We start from the raw sequence: 20,636 nt of genomic DNA on the forward strand, positions 1-20,636 counted from the left end.
TGACTATGTGTGAGTTTTGCGTTGGCAATTTCCTCCATACTCGTTGTCAAGCCGGTACCTGTTGATACCGGTCAACCTCGATAAAGGTAGCTCATGCGCTTTTTCCCGCGCTTTTTCCCGCAATGCTGCTGCTTCGCCATCACCGTCGCGGCCGGCATGGTCCATGCCGCCGAACCGGGCGTGACCGATACGCACATCCGGCTCGGCATGGTCAATGCCCAGACCGGGGCGGCCTCCGGGCTGGGACGGGCCATGCTCGATGGCGCGACGGCCGTTTTCCAGGAAGCAAACCAGCGCGGCGGCATCCACGGCCGCAGCATCGAGCTGGTAGTCGCCGACGATGGCTACGACCCGGACCGGGCCATCAGCGAAACGCTCAGGCTGATCGAGGACAAGCAGGTATTCGCCCTGTTCGGCAACGTGGGCACGCCTACCACCAACGCCGTCATACCGATCGTCGAGGAAATGAAGGTGCCGCTGGTGGGCGCGTTTACGGGCGCCATGACCTTGCGCCGCCCCGTGGTGCATGAAATCATCAACTTTCGCGCCAGTTATGACGATGAGTCCGATGCCCTGGTACAGTATTTCGTCAGCCGTGGCATCAAGCGCTTCGGTGTCCTGTACCAGGACGACGGCTTCGGCAATGCCGTGCTCGACGGCACCGTGCACGCGCTGCAGCGGCGCGGCATGGAACTCGTCGCCAAGGGCGCCTTCCAGCGCGGCACCACGGCCGTCAAGGCGGGACTGGCGGCCCTGATCGGCCACGACTTGCAGGTGGTCATCATGGCCGGCCCCTACACCCCGGTGGCGGCGTTCGTGCGCGAGGCAAGCCATGCCGGGCTGAAGGCGGCCCTGGCCACGGTGTCCTTTGTCGGCACGGACAGCCTGCTGCAACTGCTGGGCACGGAAGGCAACAACATCCTGATCTCGCAGGTGGTGCCCCTGCCCGAGGAACGCACGCTGCCCATCGCCGCCGAATGCGCCGACCTGTTGGCCAAACATGTGCCGGCGGCCAAGCTGTCGTTCGTCAGTTTCGAGGGCTGCATCTCGGCCACGCTGATGGTGGCGGCGCTGCGCCGCACGGGCGCGGACCTCACGCGCGAACGCCTGATCCGGAGTTTCGAAACCTTCGAGCGGCTCGATCTCGGCGGCTTGCAGGTGACGCTACGACCAGACGACCACCAGGCATCGACGGCCGTTTTCCTGACCCGCATCGCCGATGGCAGGATCGTCCCCGCCGACCTGGCGCCTGGCGCGAAGTGATGCGCCCCCCTTCCCCCGGAGCATGGCGTGAAAATCAAGACCAAGCTGATCGTCAGTAGCGCCGTCCTGCTGGCGGGCGTGGCAGCCATGGCGGCGACGGGTCTGCTGCTGGTGAAGGGCATCGAAACCCATGTGCACGATTTGACCGACGAGACGGTACCGCAGTACACGGACGTGTTGCGCCTGCGCTATACCGTGCAGGATATGGCCTCGGACTTTTTCGAGCTGGGCAAGGCGGAAGACCTGGCGCAGCTGGAGCAGGTGTCGAACAAGATCGTCGCCAATATCCAGACCGCCGAGAGTATCAGCGACGATTTGCGGCGCCATGGCGAATCGCAGGCGCCCCGCTACCACGCGGCCTTCGAACGGGAATTCCAGCGCATGCGCCTCGCCGTGCGCAAACGCCTGGAAAACGAGGCCTATTACAAGGCGCAGGCGACGGAGATGCGCCAGCTGCTGGCGCAGATCAAGGCCGCCGCCAAGGGCGCGCGGGGCAATATCCGCCTGGTCGACAGCCAGGCCCAGGCCACGGCCGCCGAGGTGCAGCTGGAAAGCCAGCGCCTGAACCAGAACGCCCGCTACCTGACGGATCTGCGCCAGAGCATCCACGACATGCAGATCGCGCTGGCCGAAACGGAGGCCGTGAAGAGCCGCTTCCGCATCGCCCCCTTGCGCGAGCGCCTCGCCGCTGCCGTGGCGCACCTGGCGGGCACCGGCGAGCGCGACATCAGCCCGACCCAGCAAACCCTGCGGGCGAAACTGCTGGCCACGGCGCACCAGCTGCTCGATCCTGCCGCCGGCTTGCTGGCTTTGCGCGCGGGACTGCTGGCCGAGGGCGGCGCCAGCGCGGCGCAGCAGGCTGCCTATCTTACTCTCAAGGAACAAATCAGCGCCGCCCTGGCCACCGCCCACCTGCGCCTGGCCGAGGAACTCGATCCCATCGAATTGCAACTGGCGATAGGGCGCGACCGGCTGGAGCAGGCCAGCCGCTACATGCACACCTCGGCCCGCATCGAGGATGCCAGCGGCGAAATCAACCTTGCCGTCGACGCCATCAGCATCGACGTGGGCGAAGTCATGCTGGCCACGGCCGCCGGCGGCGTCACGCGCCTGGGCCACGATATCGCCCGCCGCATCAGCGCCCTGCACCGCGACATGGCCACCGTGCAGACTTTGCTGCAAAGCATAGGCCAGCTGGGCTTGCTGGCCGAAACGCGGACCGTCAACACCTACCTGGACGCGGTGGAACGCTCGGGACAACGGCTGGTGCAAGCCAAGGGCAGCGTGCTCGACAGCCAGGCGGCCCTCGACGAGGTCATCGGCCATGTGCGTACCTTCGAGCGCGAACAGGCCGCCTATTCCGCGCAGCAGGTGGCGCGCATCACGCACGAGCAGCAGGAGGCGGTGGCCAGGGTGCGCGATGGCGTGCGGCATGCCTTCGTGCTGATCCTCGGCATCGCGCTGGTGCTGCTGCTGGCCTGCGTGGCCATCACCGGCCTGATCAGCGCATCCATCGCCAGGCCGCTGGCGCGCCTGTCCTACGCGATTGCGCATATCCGCGACGGCAAGGCGCTGTCGGTGCGCGTGGCGCAGCACGGCAGCGATGAGCTGGGGCAGCTGATCACGGGCTTCAACGGCATGCTCGAACACGTGGAACAGCGCGACCTGGCGCTCACGCAAGCCAAGGCCGAGGCCGACGCCGCCAACCGCGCCAAATCGGAATTCCTGGCCAAGATGAGCCACGAAATCCGCACGCCGATGAATGGCGTGCTGGGCATGACGGAATTGCTGCAGCGCACTGAACTGAGCCCCAAGCAGCAGCGTTTCGTGCACACGGTCCACCGGTCGGGCGAAAGCTTGCTGAGCATCATCGACGACATCCTCGACTTTTCCAAGATCGAGGCGGGCAAGCTGGTGCTCGAACACATCCCCTTCGACCTGCGCCAGATGATCGACGACGTGGTGGCGCTGTTTGCCAACGGCATCCAGCGCAAGGCCATCGAATTCACCTGCCGCATCGCCCCCGACGTGCCGCAGCACGTGCGCGGCGACCCCGTGCGCCTGCGCCAGATCCTCACCAACCTGCTCAATAACGCCACCAAGTTCACCGAACGGGGCGAAATTTCCGTCGATGTCAGCAGTCCCGCCGACGGCCAGTTGCGCCTGGAAGTGAGCGACACGGGCATCGGCATGGCGCCGGAAGCCGCCGCGGCCGTATTCCAGCCATTCCGCCAGGCCGACAGCACCACCTCGCGCAAATACGGCGGCACGGGACTGGGCCTGGCCATCATCAAGCAGTTGGTGGAGATGATGGGCGGCAACATTGCCCTCAAATCCGTAGCAGGCCTGGGTTCCAGCTTCGCCGTGACCGTCGTCGTGGGCAAGGTGGCGCCCGCGGATGCGCCACCGGCGCCGGCGCCGCGCGTGTCGCTGGGCGCCTTGCACGTGCTGATCGTCGACGACAATGCCACCAACCGCAATATCCTGCTGCAGCACGCCATCGAGTGGCAGATGGCCGCCGCCAGCGCCGCCGACGGCGCCGAAGCGCTGGGCCTGCTGCAAGGCGCGCTGCGCGGCGGACGCCCGTTCGACCTGGCCATCATCGACATGCGCATGCCTGTCATGGATGGCGCCGAACTGGTGCGGGAGATCAAGGCCGACGCCGGCATGGCGGCGCTGAAAATCATCATGCTCAGTTCACTGGACGCCTCGGCCGAGCTGCGCCAGGTGACGGCGCTGGGCGTGGAATATTGCCTGACCAAGCCCGTGCGGGCGCTGGAATTGCGCCACTGCATCGAAGCCGTGGGCGGCTTCGGCACCCTGGCGCCACCCATGCCACCCATGCCTGCCATGCCGGCCCTGTCCGCCGCGCCCGATACCGATGGCGCGGACGCGGGCCAGGCGCCGCTGCGCATGCTGCTGGTGGAAGACAACGCGATCAACCAGGAGATCGCCCTGGCCATGCTGGAAGATACCGGCTACGAGGCCACGCCGGCCGACAACGGGCGGCGCGCGCTGGCCCTGTGGGAGCGCTCCCCGTTCGATGTGATCCTGATGGATTGCCAGATGCCGGAAATGGACGGCTTCGAAGCGACGCGGCGCTTGCGCCGCATGGAAGCCCAGCAAGGCCGTGAGCGCACGCCCATCATCGCCCTGACGGCCAATGCCATCCTGGGCGACCGCGAACTGTGCCTGGACGCGGGCATGGACGATTACCTCGCCAAACCATATACGCGCGCCGCCCTGCTGGCCGTGCTGGCCCGCTGGCGCCCGGCGTCCGCCGCACCAAAGGCAGCGCAGACGCCGGCAGTGACGGCGCAGGCTATCCAGCAGGCGCCGGCCGAACCGGCCGCCCTCCTCGACGCGGCCGCCCTGCAAAACCTGCGCGCCATGCGCCGTCCCGGCCGTCCCGATGTGCTGGGCCGCATCATCGACCTGTTCTACAGCGACGCCCCGCGCCTGCTGGGCCAGCTGGAAGTGGCGGCCGGCGCCAGCGACGCCGCGGCGCTGCAGCTGGCGGCGCATACGCTCAAGTCCAGCTGCGCCAACGTGGGCGCGCTGGGCTTGTCGGCCACCTGCCGTGAAATCGAACAATACGCGCGCAGCAATGACGTCGCCAGCGCACTGCAGCATATCCGCGGCATCCAGCAAGAACTCGACCGTGTCCTCGCCGCCCTGGCCATTGAAAAGGAAGCCATATGAATACCGCACTCCCCCCGCAAGCACTGGTCCTGGTGGTCGATGACGACACCATGACGCGCTTCCTGGTGACAGAAGCACTGGAGCCGGAAGGCTTCCGCATCGAGGAAGCGGCCAGCGGCCTGGAAGCGCTGGCCGCCTTCCAGCGCGGCGTGCCTGACCTGATCCTGCTCGACGTCGCCATGCCTGGCATGAGCGGCTTCGAATGCTGCGTACAGCTGCGCCGGCTGCCCGGCGGCGCGCACGTGCCCATCGTCGTGCTCACCGGCAACGATGACGATGACTCCATCAAGCAGGCGCTGGAAGCGGGCGCCAGCGATTTTATTTCCAAGCCGATGCAATGGCGCCTGCTGGCGCACCGTCTGCGCTACCTGCTGCGCGCCAGCAGCGCGCTAACCGAGTTGAGCCGTATCCAGGCAAGCCTCAGCCACGCGCAGGCGCTGGCCCGCCTGGGCAACTGGGAATACCGGATCGCCGACGGCGATGGCTACTGGTCACCGGAACTGTTGCGCATCCTGGGCCTGGAGGCCGATTCCGGCCCCACCAGCTTCGAGCGCCTGCTGCAGTGCCTGCCGGAAGATCAGCGGCCCCTGCTGCTCGAGGCCTTCATGGAACTGCATGCCAGCGGCACCAGCTACAGCCTGGAACACCGGGTGCTGCAGCCGGATGGCGGCGAGCACATCGTCTTCCACCAGGCCGAGGCGGTACGCGAAGGCGGCGAAGTGCTGCTGATGCGCGGTACCGTGCAGGACATCACGGAACGCAAGCGGCAGGAATTGCGCATCGAGTACCTGGCCAACCACGATGCGCTGACGGACTTGCCCAACCGCCAGTTGCTGAACGACCGCATCGGCCAGGCCATCGTCCACGCCCGCCGCACCAAACTGCATCTGGCCACCCTGATGCTGGACCTCGACCGTTTCAAGTTCGTCAACGACAGCTATGGCCACCCGGTGGGCGATGCGCTGCTGCGGGAGGTGGCCCGCAGGCTGAAGGGGGCCGTGCGCGAAGGCGACACCGTGGCCCGCCAGGGCGGCGACGAGTTCGTCATCCTGCTGACGGACCTGCCCGACCTCGATACGGCCGAACAGATCGTGAAGAAAGTGCTGGCGGTGTTCGCCGAGCCCTTCCAACTGGGCGAACACACCCTGCACGTCAGCACCAGTATCGGCGCCAGTGTGTTTCCCTCCGACGGAGACAGCGGCGACATACTGCTGAAGACGGCCGATGCGGCCCTCTACAGCGCCAAGGACAAGGGCCGCAACGGTTTCCAGTTTTACAACCACAAGATGGGCGTGCTGGTGGAAGAGCGGGCTGAAATCGAACATGCCCTGCACCAGGCGCTGGCGCTGGACGAACTGGAATTGCACTACCAGCCCAAGGTCGACCTCAGCAGCGGGAAAATCTATGGCATGGAAGCGCTGCTGCGCTGGCGCCGGCCCGGCATCGGGCTGGTGCCGCCGGACCGCTTCATTCCCCTGGCCGAGGAAACTGGCATGATCATTCCCATCGGCGAATGGGTGCTGCGCACGGCCTGCGCGCAACTGGGCGTCTGGCATGCCTACGGCTTTGCGCACCTGACGATGGCCGTCAACGTGTCGGCGCGCCAGTTCCGCCAGGTCGACATGCCGGAACTGGTACGCGCAGTGCTGGCGGAAAGCGGCGTGCCGGCCGATTGCCTGGAACTGGAGTTGACGGAGAGCGTGCTGATGCAAAACCGCGACCTGGTGGTGCGGGCACTGGAACAGTTGAAGGAAATTGGCGTCACCTTGTCGCTGGACGATTTCGGCACTGGCTATTCCAGCTTGTCCTATCTCAAGCAATTCCCCATCGACGTAGTGAAGATCGATCAATCGTTCATCCGCGACGTGACCGACAGCGTGGACGGCGCTTCGCTGACCCGCTCCATCATCGCCATGGCCAAGTCGCTGCACATGACCACGGTGGCCGAGGGCGTGGAAACGGAGGGACAATTGGGATTTCTCAATACCAATCACTGCGACGCCATGCAAGGCTACTACTTCAGCCGTCCCCTGCCCGGCGCCGAGATGGATCTGATGTTGCATGCCGGTACCCATTTGCCGCCGGACAACTGCCATGCCGACGCGCCGCAGCGCGTGCTGCTGCTGGTGGACGACGAGGAGCATATCCTGTCCTCCCTGCGCCGCTCGCTGCGCAAGGAAGGCTACCAGATACTCAGCACCACCATGCCGGAGGAAGCGCTGGAACTGGTCGCCTCCCATGCGGTGGGCGTAATCCTCACGGATGCGCGCATGCCGGGCATGTCCGGCAACGAACTATTACGCCGCATCAAGGGTATCTATCCGGAGATCGTGCGCGTGATGTTGTCCGGCTATCCTGAGCTGCATTCGGTCACGGCGGCCATCAACGAAGGCTCGGTGTACAAGTTCATCACCAAGCCGTGGGACGAAACCCTGTTGAAAGAGCATTTGCGCGAAGCCTTCCTGCGCTTCGAATCGGGCATACAGCGGCCGCCACGGGGGCCCCATGGCATCGAGATCAGCAACCGTGCCGCCTAGGCACGCCACCAGGAGCCATCATGCAGGAGCAACTATTCTTCGAAGGCTTGCGCGCCCTGGCCGAAGCGGCCTTTCCCAAGCATTGCGCCTGCTGCGGCCGCGTCTTCGCCACGGCGGACGAGTTCATACTGCAGACGCAGGCCATGCGCCAGAATGTTTCCGGGCTGAAGCAAAGTTTCGATGACAACAACATTGCCATCGTCGAGGTCTACCGCAATTGCCTGTGCGGCTCGACCCTGATGGATTTCTTTTCGGACCGGCGCGACACGTCCGAGGCATCTCTGCAGCGGCGCCAGCTGTTTGAACAATTGTTGCCACTACTACAAGAAAAAGGCATGGAACGGGGCGCCGCGCGCGCCTATCTGCTACAGGTCGTGCGCGGCGAGCTGCCTTGAGGGGCAGCTCGTCGTATCACCTTACCAGTAACCGAGCACCTTCCACCACGTCGTGCCGACGACGGCAAAGATCAGCAGTTCCACCACGCACATGATGAAACCGACTCTCCACCAGTTGCCCATCGTCACGAAGCCGCTGCCGAAGATGATGGGCGACGTGCCCGTGGCATAGTGGGTCAGGGTCATCATGATGGCCGAACCAGCCGTCATCATCAGCATGAACGGTACGTGGTATTCGGCGGGAATCAGGTGCAGGCCCACCGTCAGGAAGGCCAGCAGCATGGCGCTGATGTGGGCCGTCGTGCTGGCAAAGAAGTAATGCGAGAAGACGAACACCAGCACCAGGACGCCGGCGATCGGCAGCCAGTCCATGCCGCTGGCGACGATGGCCGCCTTCATGCCTGCCGAAAACCAGGCGATCACGCCCGTCTTGTTCAGTTGCTCGGCCATCATGACCAGCGCGCCGAACCACACCAGGGTATCCCAGGCACTTTTTTCCGACAGCACGTCGTCCCAGTCGATGGTGCCGGTAATGATCAGCACGAACAAGCCGACGAAGGCGACGACCGTCGCATCGAGCGAAAACGCGGGGCCGAACAGCATGGCGGGCACGTTGGCCCACAGCAACAGCAGCAGGGCGAAGGTGCCCAGCATGACCTTTTCCGACGGCGACAGCGGGCCCATGCTTTTCAATTCCGCCTTGGCGTAGGTGACGGCGTCGGGCGTGGCCTTCAGTTCCGGCGGCGACAGCCAGTAGATAATCAGGGGCATCACCAGCAGGCAGACCAGGCCCGGCAGCAGCATGCACAGGGCCCAGGTGGTCCACGTCAGGTGGAAACTCTGGCCGCTGGCCTTGGCGACGAAATCGACCACCAGCGGATTGGGCGCCGTGGCCGTCAGGAACATGGCCGACGTGATCGGGTTGGCGTGGTAGTTGACGAGGGCCAGATACGTGCCCACTTTCCCTTCCGTGCCCTTGGCAGGGTCCGAATCGAAGGCGTTGGCGATCGATTTCATGACGGGATGGACGATGCCGCCGCCGCGCGCGGTGTTACTCGGCGTAAATGGCGCCAGCACCAGTTCGCAAATTGCCAGGCCATAGCCGATGCCCATGGTGCGCTTGCCCAGCAGCGAAATGAACAGCAGGCCGATGCGGCTGCCCAGCCCCGTCTTTTTCAGACCGCGCGAGATCAAAATCGCCACGACGATCAGCCAGATCAAGGGATTCGAAAAACTGCTGAGCGCATCCGTGATGGCGCCCTTGGACGAGGTCGAGGTCACTTGCGACAATGACACGATGACGATGGCCATCATGGCCATCACGCCGATCGGCATGACTTTTAATATGATCGCCAGAATCGTGGTGAGGAAGATCGCCACCAGGCCCCAGGCCTTCGGCGTCAAGCCATCGGGTGCCGGCAGCAATAGCATGCTCACCAGCAAGACCGTGCAGATCAGGGCGGGGACGAGGCGGAATGGGACGGCTTCCTTGAAATGCAGGAACATGTCGCGCACTGTTTTATACATCTTTATTACCTTTCGCTGTGGGTCAGGCATCGTGGCGGCCGGAATCGTGCACGCAGATTCATGGGCCGGCAGGCACGAAAAACCGCGCCCGCAAGATGACAGATGCCCAACAATTCTGTTCGGCAATATCATACACGCAAGACTTCCCTGTCCTCGCCCCGTTGCCGCTTTCGACACCGACTATCTGCATAATCGTTGACCGGCAAGCGACACATGTCGCATAATTGCCCCATAAGTCGCCATACATAACAAGGAACCACAGTGAATAGTACCCGCAACCATCATATCGACGCCCTGCGCGGCGCGGCCATCCTGTGCGTGCTGCTGCTGCACTTCGCGCTGGCCTATGGCTTGAAGAACAGCCCGCTCGTCGTTCTGCCGACGTGGCTATTGAAAGCCGCCTACCAGGGCAATTACGGCGTGACCATGTTTTTCGTCATTTCCGGCTATTTGATCACCTCGACCTCGCTGCGCCGTTGGGGCGACCTGGCGCGCATCGACCTGGCCGTGTTTTATGCCTACCGCATCGCCCGCCTGCTACCGTCTCTGCTGCTGGCCCTGTCCCTGATCGTGCTGCTGGGCGTGCTGGACGTGCCCTTCTTTGCCAATTCCGATGGCGGCAAGGACTTGCCAGCCAGCTATTTCGTCATCGCCATCGCTTCCGTGCTGACCTTCTGGCACAACGTGCTGATGCAAAGCGCCGGGTATTTCAATTACTGCCTGAACGTGTACTGGTCGCTGTCCGTCGAGGAAATGTTTTACCTGCTGTTGCCGCTGTCGTGCCGCCTGCTGCGCCGGCGCCAGGCGATCATGCTGCTGTGTGGCGCCGCCATCGTGGCCGGCCCCGTCTACCGCAGCTTGCACGCGGACAACGAAATCTATTTCATGTACGGCTACCTTGCCTGTTTCGACGCCATCGCCATCGGCTGCCTGACGGCCCTGCTGACGCAACACTGGCAGCCGGGCGCGCGTGCCGGGCAACTGTTGCGTTGGGCGGCGGGCCTGGCCCTGGCGGCCGTGTACGTGCGCGGCATCGGCGGCCATGAAGCCTTCGGCTTCAGCGCGATCGCGCTGGCCAGCGCCGCCTTCATCGTGGGCGCCACGGCGGGCCAGACGACCAGCCAGGGCCGCTCCGGCCCGCTGCAATGGCTGGGACGCCACAGCTATGAGCTGTACTTGTTCCATATCATCGTGCTGGCCGCCATGCGTAACGTGGTCGACAAGGCGGGTCTGGGCTATGCGGAGCGCTTGCCGTGGCTGGCGCTGTTCCTGGCTGCGACGGCGCTGGTGGCCGCCCTCGTCGCCCGCTATGTGTCCGAACCGGCGAATGCCGCCCTGCGCCGGCGCTTCCTGGGCGCCGCCGCGCCCGCGCCTGCGCGCGCGGGCGACAGCCCTGGAGCGACGCCTTGAAAAAGTGAGCCAGGTCAAGAGAGCGCATGCCCACCGCCCGTTTCCGGGCGAATTTCAGCCCCGCCTTGCCATTCGCACTATAATGTCGGCACCGCGTGCGGCAGCAATGGCGGCGATAGACGGTAACAATTTCGTGTGGACGCCAGTACAATAGCGTCTGGGCCTACACAGGGTTTCACTTTTGCCAGCAGTTGCCAGCAACTAACCATTTTTTTGACCAGCCAACAAATACTATGAGTTCGATGAATGAAGAGCGCGTTTTAAGCGTGCACCACTGGACGGATACCCTGTTCTCCTTTACCACCACGCGCGACCCGTCGCTGCGTTTCTCGAATGGCCATTTCACCATGATCGGCCTGCGCGTCGATGGCAAGCCCTTGCTGCGCGCCTACAGTATCGCCAGCGCCAATTACGAAGAGCACCTGGAATTTTTCAGCATCAAGGTGCCGGGCGGTCCATTGACGTCGCGTTTGCAACACTTGCAAGTGGGCGACACCGTCATCGTCGGCCGCAAGCCGACGGGCACCCTGGTGTCCGACTACCTGCTGCCAGGCAAACGCCTGTACATGCTGTCAACGGGCACGGGCCTGGCGCCATTCCTCAGCATCGTGCGCGATCCGGACATCTACGAGCGCTTCGACCAGCTGATCCTCGTGCACGGCGTGCGCCAGGTCGATGAACTGGCCTACCGCGAGCTGCTGGAAGAACACCTGCCGAAGCATGAATTCCTGGGTGAAATGGTCAGCGACAAGCTGCGCTACTACCCGACCGTGACGCGCGAAGATTTCCGCAACATGGGCCGCATCACGGCACTGATCGAGAACGGCAAACTGGCCGAAGACCTGGGCTTGCCGGAGCTGAACCCGGCCGAAGACCGTGTCATGATCTGCGGCAGCTCGGACATGCTGCGCGACCTGAAGGAAATGCTGGAAGCGCGTGGCTTCAAGGAAGGCAATACCTCGACGCCTGGCGACTTCGTCGTCGAGCGCGCGTTCGCCGAGAAGTAATCCAGCGTGTTCTCCAGGGGCCCGGTCCCGCCGCAGCTTGCGGCGGGACCGGGCCTTTTTTGTTGGCGGCTCAGCGCACCAGCGCCGGCGTGCCGCGCTGGTAGTGCAAGCCATTCATGAAGCGCTGCACGGGCTGAAAGGCACCGCTGAGGATATCGTCATGCGCCGCGTAATAGCGCGTCTCGATCTTCAGCAAGCCCAGCACGGTCGCATCGAGCTTGTCCGTCTGATACGGCCGGTTTTCCAGCGCGGCGCGCGCGGCCCCCGATTGCGGCGCTTGCTGGTTGTTCCAGATCAACATGGGAATTTCATAACCGCTCTTGTCGGAGGCGGAATGGCCCGCGTGATTGCGGCTGTAGCCGACTTCCTGTCCATGGTCGGAAACGAACAGCAGCGAGGCGGCGCGCCCGGCCTTGGCTGTGTCGGCCATGCCGATCAGGGTGCCCAGCACATAATCGCCATAGCGGATGGCGTTATCGTACTCATCGCGCTGGTGGCGTATCCAGCTGGACCTGCCCTGGCTGGCCATCTGCGCGCTGACGGCATCCCGCGCCTGGTCGAAATGCGCAAAGTGGCGGGGATAGCGCATGTCGTAGCTGGGATGGGCGCCCAGCAAATGCACGACGATGAGCTTTTTCGGTGCCGTATCGGCCAGCGCGTGGGCGAACGGCTGGAACAGGTTGCCGTCGAAATTGTTTTCGCCGCGGCCAGTACCGTAGTTGATGAAGTCGCTTTCATCGGCCTGGCCCGCCAGCAGCCCGATCCAACCGTCGTTGCGCGTCTGGTTCGAGACCCAGAACGTCTTGTAGCCGGCCGCCTCGGCCAGCATCAGCAAATTCGGCTTGGCCATCCACGCATCGGGGTTGCCGATATCGGCCGGCGTGAGCATCGTCATCATCGATTCCACCGTGCTGGATGCGGGCGAAATCACATCATTGAACACCAGCAGTTTCGCACGCATGGCATCGAGCCGGGGCGTGGTGGCGCGCGGGTAGCCGTACAGCGACATCGAGGCGCGATTGGTGCTCTCGCCGATCACCAGAATGACGGTGCGCGCATCCTCGCCCGCATAGCGCACATGCCAGTCGCGCGGCGCGGCCATGGCCGCCGTCAGCGCCTGCTGCATCGATTGCATCGCTGCCAGCTGGGCGCTGTACTGCTGGTAGCGCAGCGGCCAGAACAGGGCCGGATTTTCGCGCCGCATGGTGGTATTGACGTGCAGCAGCACAAGAAAAACGGCCATGCTGATGGCAAAGCATTTTTGCGCCAGGCCCGGCGCGCTACTGGCGCGCGCCGCTTGCCAGCGCAACAGCTGGCGGTCGGCCAGCAGCACGGCCGCCGTCACGAGCACAAACCAGCCTGCCGCTTGCGCCAGCGCGATGCTGTTGTGCAGGAAAAACTCGCCCGTCTCGGCTTGATCTGTCGCAAACATCGCCTGTAAAACGGCATTCGGATTGGGCCGCATGCCAAAATAGCCACGCAAGAAGCCCTTGATGGCGGCGTCGAGGTAAAACACGGGCACCACGATGCGCAGCAGCACGGTGACCGCGCTGGTGCTGGAACTGCCACGCCACGCGTGCAGCACGCCGCCCACGCCAAGCAGGAAGGCCGCCAGCAAGACGCACAATTTCAGGCATTCGTTCGCACTTAACTGATCGAAGAGGAAGAACAACAGCAGGCCAGCAATGCTGAACAGGACACGGCAAAACAGAATCAGCATGGAGGCGACAGGAAGTAAGCATTGAACAGGGACAAGCCCGCGCGAACGGGCCAGCGATTGTAGCGTAGTCCCTTGCCACCTGCACCATCAATTCATGTGCGCTCCTGACAGAAATTGTCAGTGCTTTTTATTATGCTTTCGGCACCAGCAGGCTAGCCAGCCTGTAACATTGATATCTCCACCTGCGACAGGACACTCCATGACACGTGCCATCACCATACTGACCGAGAACTTTGCCGATTGGGAAACCGCCCTGATCAATTCCACGGCGCGCCTGTATTACGGCTTTTACACGCAGTTCGCCACGCCGGGCGGCCTGCCCGTCACCTCATCCGGTGGCATGCTGGTCACGCCGCAACTGGCGCTGGAAGAGATTGTGCTCGATGAACTCGATTTGCTGATGGTGTGTGGCGGCAGCCACTGGCAAAGCGGCAAGGCGCCCGACCTGGGTCCCTTGCTGCGTGCCGCCCGCGACAAGAATATTGTGCTGGCCGGCATTTGCGACGGCACGCGCGTGCTGGCGCAGGCAGGCGTGCTCGACACCGTGCGCCATACGTCCAACAGTGCGGACAACCTGTTGCAAACGGGCTATGCGGGCGCGGCCCTGTACCAGGACGTACCGTGGGCCGTGGCCGACCAGCGTGTCGTTACGGCACCGGGCACGGCGCCCGTCAGTTTTACGCGGGAAGTGCTGCGCAGCCTGGGCATTCACGACGACAACCTGACGGCCTACCTGGCCATGCACGGGGCCGAGCACGGCCAGCCTAGCTGATTCCGCCCGGCTCCACAGCACCCAGCTCAACTACCGTGAACGCCGGCTGGTATGAAAGATGGGCCGCCGGATCGATGAAGCAGCCGGAAAAACCTCCTGCGCCGGCGGGATCGCAGTCAAAGCGCCCGTTTGTCGTATCAAGCATGCGGTTCCAGAAGGCATTTCTGCGCACGGTATTCGGTATCCTGCCGAGTTCTGATCTGCCCTCGATGTCATGCCACACTTGCAGTCCGTCCGCATTCACATGGCACACTGTCGCATCCTTGCCGCTCAAGCCGCCGGTCAGCTGCATAGGCAGCAGGCCAGCGTCGTCCAGCACCCGGTAGATGCGCGACCAGATCAGGGTGCCGATGCCGCACTGCATCAGGGCCGACGGCAACTGGAAGTCGATGATGTGCAAGACCAGGCCCACTCCCTGCGCATGGAAGATTTTTTCCCTGTAACAATGGCTGGCACGCGCTCGCAACGGGGGCTCCGGATCCGTATACACGACGCTCACGCACACCTGGCCGCAGGTCCCCATCAGGCTCCCGCTGACGCATTCCCAGTCGAGCTGGACGCGGACATCCACGGGCGCCCTGCCCTGCTTAAACACCAACTGGCAGGCCGATACCCTGGACGACTTGACAATACCGCTCATATTGCATTCTCCATCATGCCTTAGTTCTCCAGGCCTTTCAGGCGTTCCACCGCATGCATGTTACCCGCATCCAGCTCCAGCGAACGGCGGTAATGCGTGATGGCCAGCGCCGTGGCGCCATCGGCCTCGTACGCTTCGGCCAGGCTGTCGTGGCCATTCGCCCCTTGCGGGTACAGTTGCACACCTAGCTGGAAAACGGCGACCGCCTGTTTCGGCTGCTGCCGGCGCAGCAGGCGGTAGCCCCAGGCATTCAAGTCGTCTTCGGTGGGGGCGGACAGGCCGTGCTGGCGCCGGATGGCCGCCTGTTTCTGCTCCAGCCCTTCAAAGCCTGTGCTGGCCGCTTTGTTGCGCAATAAATGCGCGGCATACGCGCCGCCCCGCTGCTGGCGCAGGGCGGGAATATAGAAGCCGGCTACGGTATCGATCAGCTGTTCCGGCTGGCCGCCGGCCAGGTTGCTGAGGATAATGACAGCCAGGCCATCATCCGGATACACATAAAAGGCGGAACGGGCGCCGCCGATGCCGGCCACGGCGCGGTGGCCATCGCGGCCGATGATGGGCCAGCCCAGCGCCCACGGCGCCGGCTTGCCGTCATTCAAGCTGGTCGGCTGCCACAGCCGTGCCACGCTGGCGGGCGCCAGCAAGCGCCCCGACTGCAGTGCGATGAGCCAGTTCGCCAGCTCGCCCGCATTGCTGTTGATGCCGGCCCCCGCACGCATGAACACGGGGAAATCCTCGATCACGTTACGGTAAGCATTGCCGCCCCGGTCCAGCACGTAGGAACTGGCCTTGCCCGCGACCACGTCCTTCGCGTCGCCAAAGCCGCTGTGCGGCATGCCGGCCACGTCAAACTGCCGGCGCTGGATGAAGGAGACAAAGGGCTGGCCACTTTGCCGCTCGATCAATTGTGCCAGCAACACGTAATTGGTCTGGTTATAGCGATAGCGTTCGCCTGGCTGGGCTTCCACCGGCAGCGCCTGCACGGCTGTCCACGCCGCGTCGGCGTCGTCCGGCTGCGGCCCCACCAGCTTGCCGCTGCGCTGGTCCAGCACATCGGGCAAGCCCGAAGTATGGTTGAGCAATTGCGTCACCGTCACGGCTTGCCAGGCCGATGGCAGTCCCGCCAGGTACTGACCGATGGGCGCCGCCAGGTCGATCTTGCCCTCCTGCACCAGCTGCATCACGGCCACGCCGGCAAACGCCTTGCTTGCCGAATTGATGGAAAACAGGCTGGCGTCCGTCACCGGCACCTGGTATTGCAGGCTGGCCAGGCCGAAATTGCGCTTGAGCACGACCTTGCCACCCTGGATCACCGCCAGTTGCAGTCCTGGAATCTGGCGCTCCCGCATTTCGCTGCGCACGAAGGCGGCAATCTCCTGTTCCGCGCGCGATGCCTGAGACTGGCTGGCGGGGGCGGCGGCTAGCGCCATGACGAGCAGGACGGACGGAAGGCGTGGCTTCACTATGCGGCTTTCGACAGTTGCAAACGGAATCGCAGCATCCCATACCTATTTATCAACGTCAACGACAATCTTGCCAGTAAGAAAGTTACTCTTCCAGCCACACATCTTCATAGCCTTCGCGGTCGAGAATGAATTTGGCGCCGCTGGGCAAGGCCAGGTAATCGACCACTTGCGGCAGCATGTCATGCAGGTGTTCCGCATGCAGGGGCTGGTAAAAGCCGCTGGCGTCGTCGTGTTCGCCGCAGTGGATAAACCAGCTGATGGTGCCGTTTTCTGGCAGCACGATGCGCGTGCCGTAGATGGGCGATTGGTCCAGGCTGCCGATGGCCAGGGCCACCATGGGCTCGGGCGCCTGCGCCGGCAAGCCGAATTTGTCGCAGATACGCTGCTGTGTTTTGCTGATCGGTACGGTCATGCTGCCCTCAGGATCCGATGTATTGATAATGCAGGCGCAGCGCGCCATCGTGGCCGGACATTTCCAGGTGCAAGGTCGCTTCGCCCGGCTTGCCATCGGCCAGCAACAGGCATTCCAGACCCAGCGGCCCGCAATCGGTGGCATACACATCGACGGCGGGACGGCCACCCTTGCCCGGCACAAAGGCCTCGGCCAGCGGCGCCAGCGACAGCGCCTGGTTCGCCGCAAAATAGCTGTCGAGCATCTCGATGATCTCGTCGGCCACGCCCGGCGACAGCGACCAGTCGAGTTGCAGCGCAAGCGGATCGCGCAGGTCGAGCGTCTGCACGAAGGCCGCCGCCTGTGCATATGCCTGTTGCCGCAGGCTGTCGGTCATGCGCATTTCCATGCTGCGACTCCTCTCTCTTGAACAGGCGCCATTATAGTGCGCGGCCTGGCCGACGCCGCACGGTCGCCATGCCGGCAGTTGCATGACAGTACGGCAACCCTGTAAAGTGGGCCACGATGAAAAAAACCTACCATGGCAGTTGCCACTGCGGCGCCGTGCGCTTCGCGGCCGAGATCGACCTGGCGGCCACTAGCCTGCGCTGCAATTGTTCCTATTGCCTGAAAATCCGCTGCTGGGCCAGCCTGGTGCCGCCCTCGGCCTTCCACCTGCTGGCCGGAGAAGTGGACTTGAGCGAATACCGCTTCGGCGCCGGCCGCGAACGTCATTATTTTTGCCGCCATTGCGGCGTGCGGCCGTTCGGTCGCGGCGATTCTGTGCGCAGCGGCCCGTTTGTCGGCATCGGCGTGAATTGCCTCGACGATGCGTCGGTGGCCGAACTGGCCCAGGTGCCCGTCACCTTTGTCGATGGCTGGCATGACGAGTGGGACACGCCGCCGCAGGAAACGCGGCATCTGTAAGGCAAGAAGGACGCCAGGGAGAGGAGATGCGGGGGACGTCATGTCGCGGGCGGCCAGATAAGCATGCGGTCCCCGTTGTCTGGATCCGCATTCTGGGCGATAATTACGCCCATGAACGATACCACCACCTTACCCCCATTGCCCGATCGCCTGTCGATCGACCCTAGCAGCCCTTTCCACGTTGCAGCCGTGTTCGAGAATGACGTCGGCATCCGCTTCAACGACAAGGAACGACTTGATGTGGAAGAATATTGCATCAGCGAACGCTGGATCAAGGTCGCTTCCACCAAGTCCCTCGACCGCCGCGGCCGTCCGCTGCAGATCAAGCTGAAGGGCAAAGTCGAAGCGTTTTACCGCTAAGCAACACCTACAGCTGTCATCGAGGCCGATTTCCATCGGCCTTTTTTACGTCTGCAGGTATTGCTCAGCCGCGTAGCGATCAAGCCGCCGGTGGCGGCTGGTAAGCGCAAAAGCCGGGCCACTGGTCGCGGCTGTCGCACACTTTCAGGCAGCCTTTATTGTCCTTGAAGGTGGCGACGACCTTGATGGGGAAGCCATATTGGGGCGTGCTGGCCAGGAAGGCGGACGGGCAGCTTTGCTCGTTGCTGAAGCGGAAAGTGATTTCTTCGCGGCGGCCCTTGCGCTCAAAGCCCAGCATGAAGGTTTCATTGCTGTTCCACTGCGCCTTGCCCGGCACGCGGAAGCGGTAGCGCGGACTGCCCGGCTGCTGGCCTTCGACGTGTTGGGCATCAACCCGCTGGCCGAAGACGCGGCTGCTGGCCGTGGCCGTCTCGACCTTGGCAACTGGATATACCACGGCAAACATGTAAGTGCCGGCAAAACCCTGGTCGAAACCGAGGCCCTTCTGGTAGAACGGCACGACGATGTGCGGCGCGCCCGCGTATTCCACCGTGTTGCGGGCCGTCACGCGCGACGTCAGCTTGTCATCGGGCGCCTGCCCGAAGACCACATCCAGTTCCAGCAACGCTTCTTGCTTGTCGATATCTTGTGCCAGGTAATCCTTGGGGAATAGCTCGCCGTGCACGCAGCCGGCCAGCAAGGACGCGGCGAGGCAGCCGACGAGGAGTTTAGGTAGTGTCATGGCTGATTTCCTTCTGGCGGCGTTGAACTGAGGCCCAGCCCCGTCACTTGCCAGCCATTCTTGCCTTGTTTCCATTGAAATTGCTGGCCGAACCAGGCCAGTTCCAGCTCGCGCCGGATGCGGTTCGAATCCGTGCGGCCCTGGCGCGCCTTGATGGCGGCGCCCGCCTGTTCTGAAGCGGCATCCGACAACGGTTTCAGCCACCGTTGATAAGTATCGGGCGGCAAGGCCAGCACGCCGGCCACGCCGTCGTCGCGCGTGGCGACGATGACTTGCAACTTGGTCAGCTTCCTGGCGAGATAGGCGCCGCGCCGCCCGTCTGGCGAGACGGAGACCAGCATGGCGGGCGCATAATCGCCCGTGACGCCGCCCGGCACGTCAAACCACAGCAGTTCGCCCGTGCCCGTGTCGAGCGCGCGGCCATCGCGGGCAAACAGCAGCAGTTCGGGACGGCCCGGCTGCGGCACGCCCCATTCGGGGTCGCGCTCCGTGCGCACCATGCTGTCACGCTGCATGGGACTGATGGGACGCATCAGCGGTTCGCCATTCTGCACGCCGATCAATATCGTGCCCTGTCCCGTATAGCCCTTGGTAAACGCCAGCAACATGGGCTGGCCCTCGCGCGTGGCTTTGAGGGGCCGCACTTCCACCACTTCGCGCGCGCCGCCGGGCCAGTAGCCGTGCCGGCGGAAAGTCAAGGTAACGAGCGGGTCGTGGCGGTCACGCGTGACGACGAAGTCGCCGTATTGCCGCATCACCGGCACGTAGGGCGCTTGCGCTTGCGCGCAAGGCACGATGGCGGCGGCGAGCGTGGCGGCCGCCGCCAGGCGGCAAAAGGAGAGGGACAGCATGGCATCCAGTAAAGGTCGCAAGGTGCGAAGGAGGCATATCATAGACGATTCCCCTCTAGCAACACTGTCCGATAGCCAACATCAACGGCGCTGGATTTCGATCAGCTCGATTTCGAACAGCTTGGGCCACAGTTTGCCCGTGACAAACAAGCGCTTGCCGCGCGCATCCCAGGCAATGCCGTTGAGCACGGCGTCGGGATTGGCCGTGCCCCGCTGCCCGGGCGGCAGCAAGCCCGTCAGGTCGATCCAGCCCACGACCTTGCCGCTGGCCGGGTCGATGCGGGCGATCACGTCCGCGCCCCACACATTGGCGAACAACTCGCCGTTGACCATTTCCAGTTCATTCAGGCGGTCGATGGGGCGGCCTTCCGCCTTCACCTCGAAGCGACGCACCTCGGCCAGGGTTTTCGGATTGAGCACGCGGATGGCGGACGTGCCGTCGCTCATGTAGACAAATTTGCCATCACTGGCCAGGCCCCAGCCTTCGCCCGGGTAGCTGAAAGTGCGTTTCAATTTGAAGGTTTTCTGGTCAAACACATAACCGGTCTGCGCCATCCACGTCAGGCCAAGGATCTCATCGCCCACGTCCGTGATGCCCTCGCCGAACACTTTTTTATCGAGCATGCTTTTCTGTAGCACCTTGCCCGTCGTCAATTCCACCTTGCGCAGCGAGGACTGGCCGTTCTGGCCCGTACTTTCATACAGGTGGCCATCCTTGAACAGCAAGCCCTGGGTGAAGGCCTGGGGATCGTGCGGATAGGTATTCTTGACGAAATAGCCATATACAGGAAGCGCGGCCTGGGCGTAGCCCATCTCGCTCATCAGGCCCACGGTGCATAACAATCCCAGCAGCAGCGAGCCGGCGGTGCGTTTGATTTTGGCTGTAACCTTGGCGTTGACGTTGATGTTCATCTGGTCGGGCGGAA

Annotated in this window: 18 protein-coding genes; 9 read left to right on the top strand and 9 right to left on the bottom strand. The window is 63.6% G+C overall.

Annotation, left to right across the window (positions count from 1 at the left end):
- The first annotated feature begins 93 nt into the window (after positions 1–93).
- Genes O0882_RS08715 through O0882_RS08730 form a run of 4 tightly spaced genes read left to right on the top strand, consistent with a single transcriptional unit; the run spans position 94 to position 7,897 of the window.
- A complete protein-coding gene (locus tag O0882_RS08715; RefSeq protein WP_289947055.1) occupies positions 94–1,263 on the top strand; it encodes an ABC transporter substrate-binding protein in 1,170 nt (389 codons plus the stop codon).
- Positions 1,264–1,290: 27 nt separating this feature from the next.
- On the top strand, positions 1,291–4,965 hold the full coding sequence (locus tag O0882_RS08720; protein WP_289947056.1) for a response regulator: 3,675 nt from the start codon (positions 1,291–1,293) through the stop codon (positions 4,963–4,965).
- A complete protein-coding gene (locus O0882_RS08725) occupies positions 4,962–7,502 on the top strand; it encodes an EAL domain-containing protein (RefSeq protein ID WP_289947058.1) in 2,541 nt (846 codons plus the stop codon). Before O0882_RS08720 ends, O0882_RS08725 begins: the two co-directional genes overlap by 4 nt.
- Positions 7,503–7,522: 20 nt before the next feature.
- Positions 7,523–7,897 (top strand): hypothetical protein, encoded by a 375-nt coding sequence (locus O0882_RS08730; protein WP_289947061.1) that lies wholly within the window; start codon positions 7,523–7,525, stop codon positions 7,895–7,897.
- Between the two features lie 21 nt (positions 7,898–7,918).
- Here the strand turns inward: O0882_RS08730 and O0882_RS08735 are convergent, their stop codons facing one another.
- On the bottom strand, positions 7,919–9,424 hold the full coding sequence (locus O0882_RS08735; protein ID WP_289947062.1) for an anion permease: 1,506 nt from the start codon (positions 9,422–9,424) through the stop codon (positions 7,919–7,921).
- A gap of 261 nt (positions 9,425–9,685) precedes the next feature.
- Between O0882_RS08735 and O0882_RS08740 the strand changes: the two genes are divergently transcribed.
- A complete protein-coding gene (locus O0882_RS08740; protein ID WP_289947064.1) occupies positions 9,686–10,834 on the top strand; it encodes an acyltransferase in 1,149 nt (382 codons plus the stop codon).
- A gap of 233 nt (positions 10,835–11,067) precedes the next feature.
- Entirely contained in the window at positions 11,068–11,841 is a 774-nt protein-coding gene (locus O0882_RS08745) for a ferredoxin--NADP reductase (protein WP_102123883.1), read from the top strand.
- Between the two features lie 70 nt (positions 11,842–11,911).
- Here O0882_RS08745 and O0882_RS08750 read toward each other — a convergent pair whose 3' ends face one another.
- The gene (locus tag O0882_RS08750) at positions 11,912–13,561 is read right to left on the bottom strand and encodes a phosphoethanolamine transferase (RefSeq protein ID WP_289947068.1); all 1,650 of its coding nucleotides are present in this window, start codon (positions 13,559–13,561) and stop codon (positions 11,912–11,914) included.
- 199 nt (positions 13,562–13,760) lie between these two features.
- Here O0882_RS08750 and O0882_RS08755 point away from each other — a divergent pair, with 199 nt between their 5' ends.
- Positions 13,761–14,333 carry a type 1 glutamine amidotransferase family protein gene (locus tag O0882_RS08755; protein ID WP_289947070.1) on the top strand — a complete coding sequence of 191 codons (573 nt, stop codon included), beginning with the start codon at positions 13,761–13,763 and terminating at the stop codon, positions 14,331–14,333.
- Here O0882_RS08755 and O0882_RS08760 read toward each other — a convergent pair.
- From O0882_RS08760 to O0882_RS08775, 4 genes are all read right to left on the bottom strand, one after another.
- Positions 14,326–14,973, bottom strand: coding sequence for a hypothetical protein (locus O0882_RS08760; protein ID WP_289947072.1), 648 nt, complete (start codon positions 14,971–14,973; stop codon positions 14,326–14,328). The genes O0882_RS08755 and O0882_RS08760 overlap by 8 nt on opposite strands.
- Positions 14,974–14,993: 20 nt before the next feature.
- Positions 14,994–16,436 carry a serine hydrolase domain-containing protein gene (locus O0882_RS08765; protein ID WP_289947074.1) on the bottom strand — a complete coding sequence of 481 codons (1,443 nt, stop codon included), beginning with the start codon at positions 16,434–16,436 and terminating at the stop codon, positions 14,994–14,996.
- Positions 16,437–16,521: 85 nt separating this feature from the next.
- On the bottom strand, positions 16,522–16,851 hold the full coding sequence (locus O0882_RS08770; protein WP_096235484.1) for a hypothetical protein: 330 nt from the start codon (positions 16,849–16,851) through the stop codon (positions 16,522–16,524).
- Positions 16,852–16,858: 7 nt separating this feature from the next.
- On the bottom strand, positions 16,859–17,239 hold the full coding sequence (locus O0882_RS08775) for a hypothetical protein (RefSeq protein WP_289947077.1): 381 nt from the start codon (positions 17,237–17,239) through the stop codon (positions 16,859–16,861).
- A 116-nt stretch (positions 17,240–17,355) separates the two neighbouring features.
- On the opposite strand from O0882_RS08775, the gene O0882_RS08780 reads away from it, so the two are divergent.
- Together O0882_RS08780 and O0882_RS08785 are read left to right on the top strand one after the other, a co-directional pair.
- A complete protein-coding gene (locus O0882_RS08780) occupies positions 17,356–17,757 on the top strand; it encodes a GFA family protein (RefSeq protein WP_289947079.1) in 402 nt (133 codons plus the stop codon).
- Between the two features lie 111 nt (positions 17,758–17,868).
- The gene (locus O0882_RS08785) at positions 17,869–18,117 is read left to right on the top strand and encodes a DUF3297 family protein (protein WP_101481332.1); all 249 of its coding nucleotides are present in this window, start codon (positions 17,869–17,871) and stop codon (positions 18,115–18,117) included.
- Positions 18,118–18,196: 79 nt separating this feature from the next.
- Here the strand turns inward: O0882_RS08785 and O0882_RS08790 are convergent, their stop codons facing one another.
- From O0882_RS08790 to O0882_RS08800, 3 genes are all read right to left on the bottom strand, one after another.
- A complete protein-coding gene (locus tag O0882_RS08790) occupies positions 18,197–18,859 on the bottom strand; it encodes a hypothetical protein (protein WP_289947082.1) in 663 nt (220 codons plus the stop codon).
- Complete coding sequence (locus O0882_RS08795; RefSeq protein WP_289947084.1) at positions 18,856–19,710, bottom strand: hypothetical protein; 855 nt, start codon at positions 19,708–19,710, stop codon at positions 18,856–18,858. Before O0882_RS08795 ends, O0882_RS08790 begins: the two co-directional genes overlap by 4 nt.
- A gap of 81 nt (positions 19,711–19,791) precedes the next feature.
- Entirely contained in the window at positions 19,792–20,622 is an 831-nt protein-coding gene (locus O0882_RS08800; RefSeq protein ID WP_289947087.1) for a glutaminyl-peptide cyclotransferase, read from the bottom strand.
- Positions 20,623–20,636 lie beyond the last annotated feature (14 nt).

Origin of the sequence: Janthinobacterium sp. SUN073 (assembly GCF_030397665.1) — a bacterium.
Classification (GTDB): Bacteria; Pseudomonadota; Gammaproteobacteria; order Burkholderiales; family Burkholderiaceae_D; genus Janthinobacterium.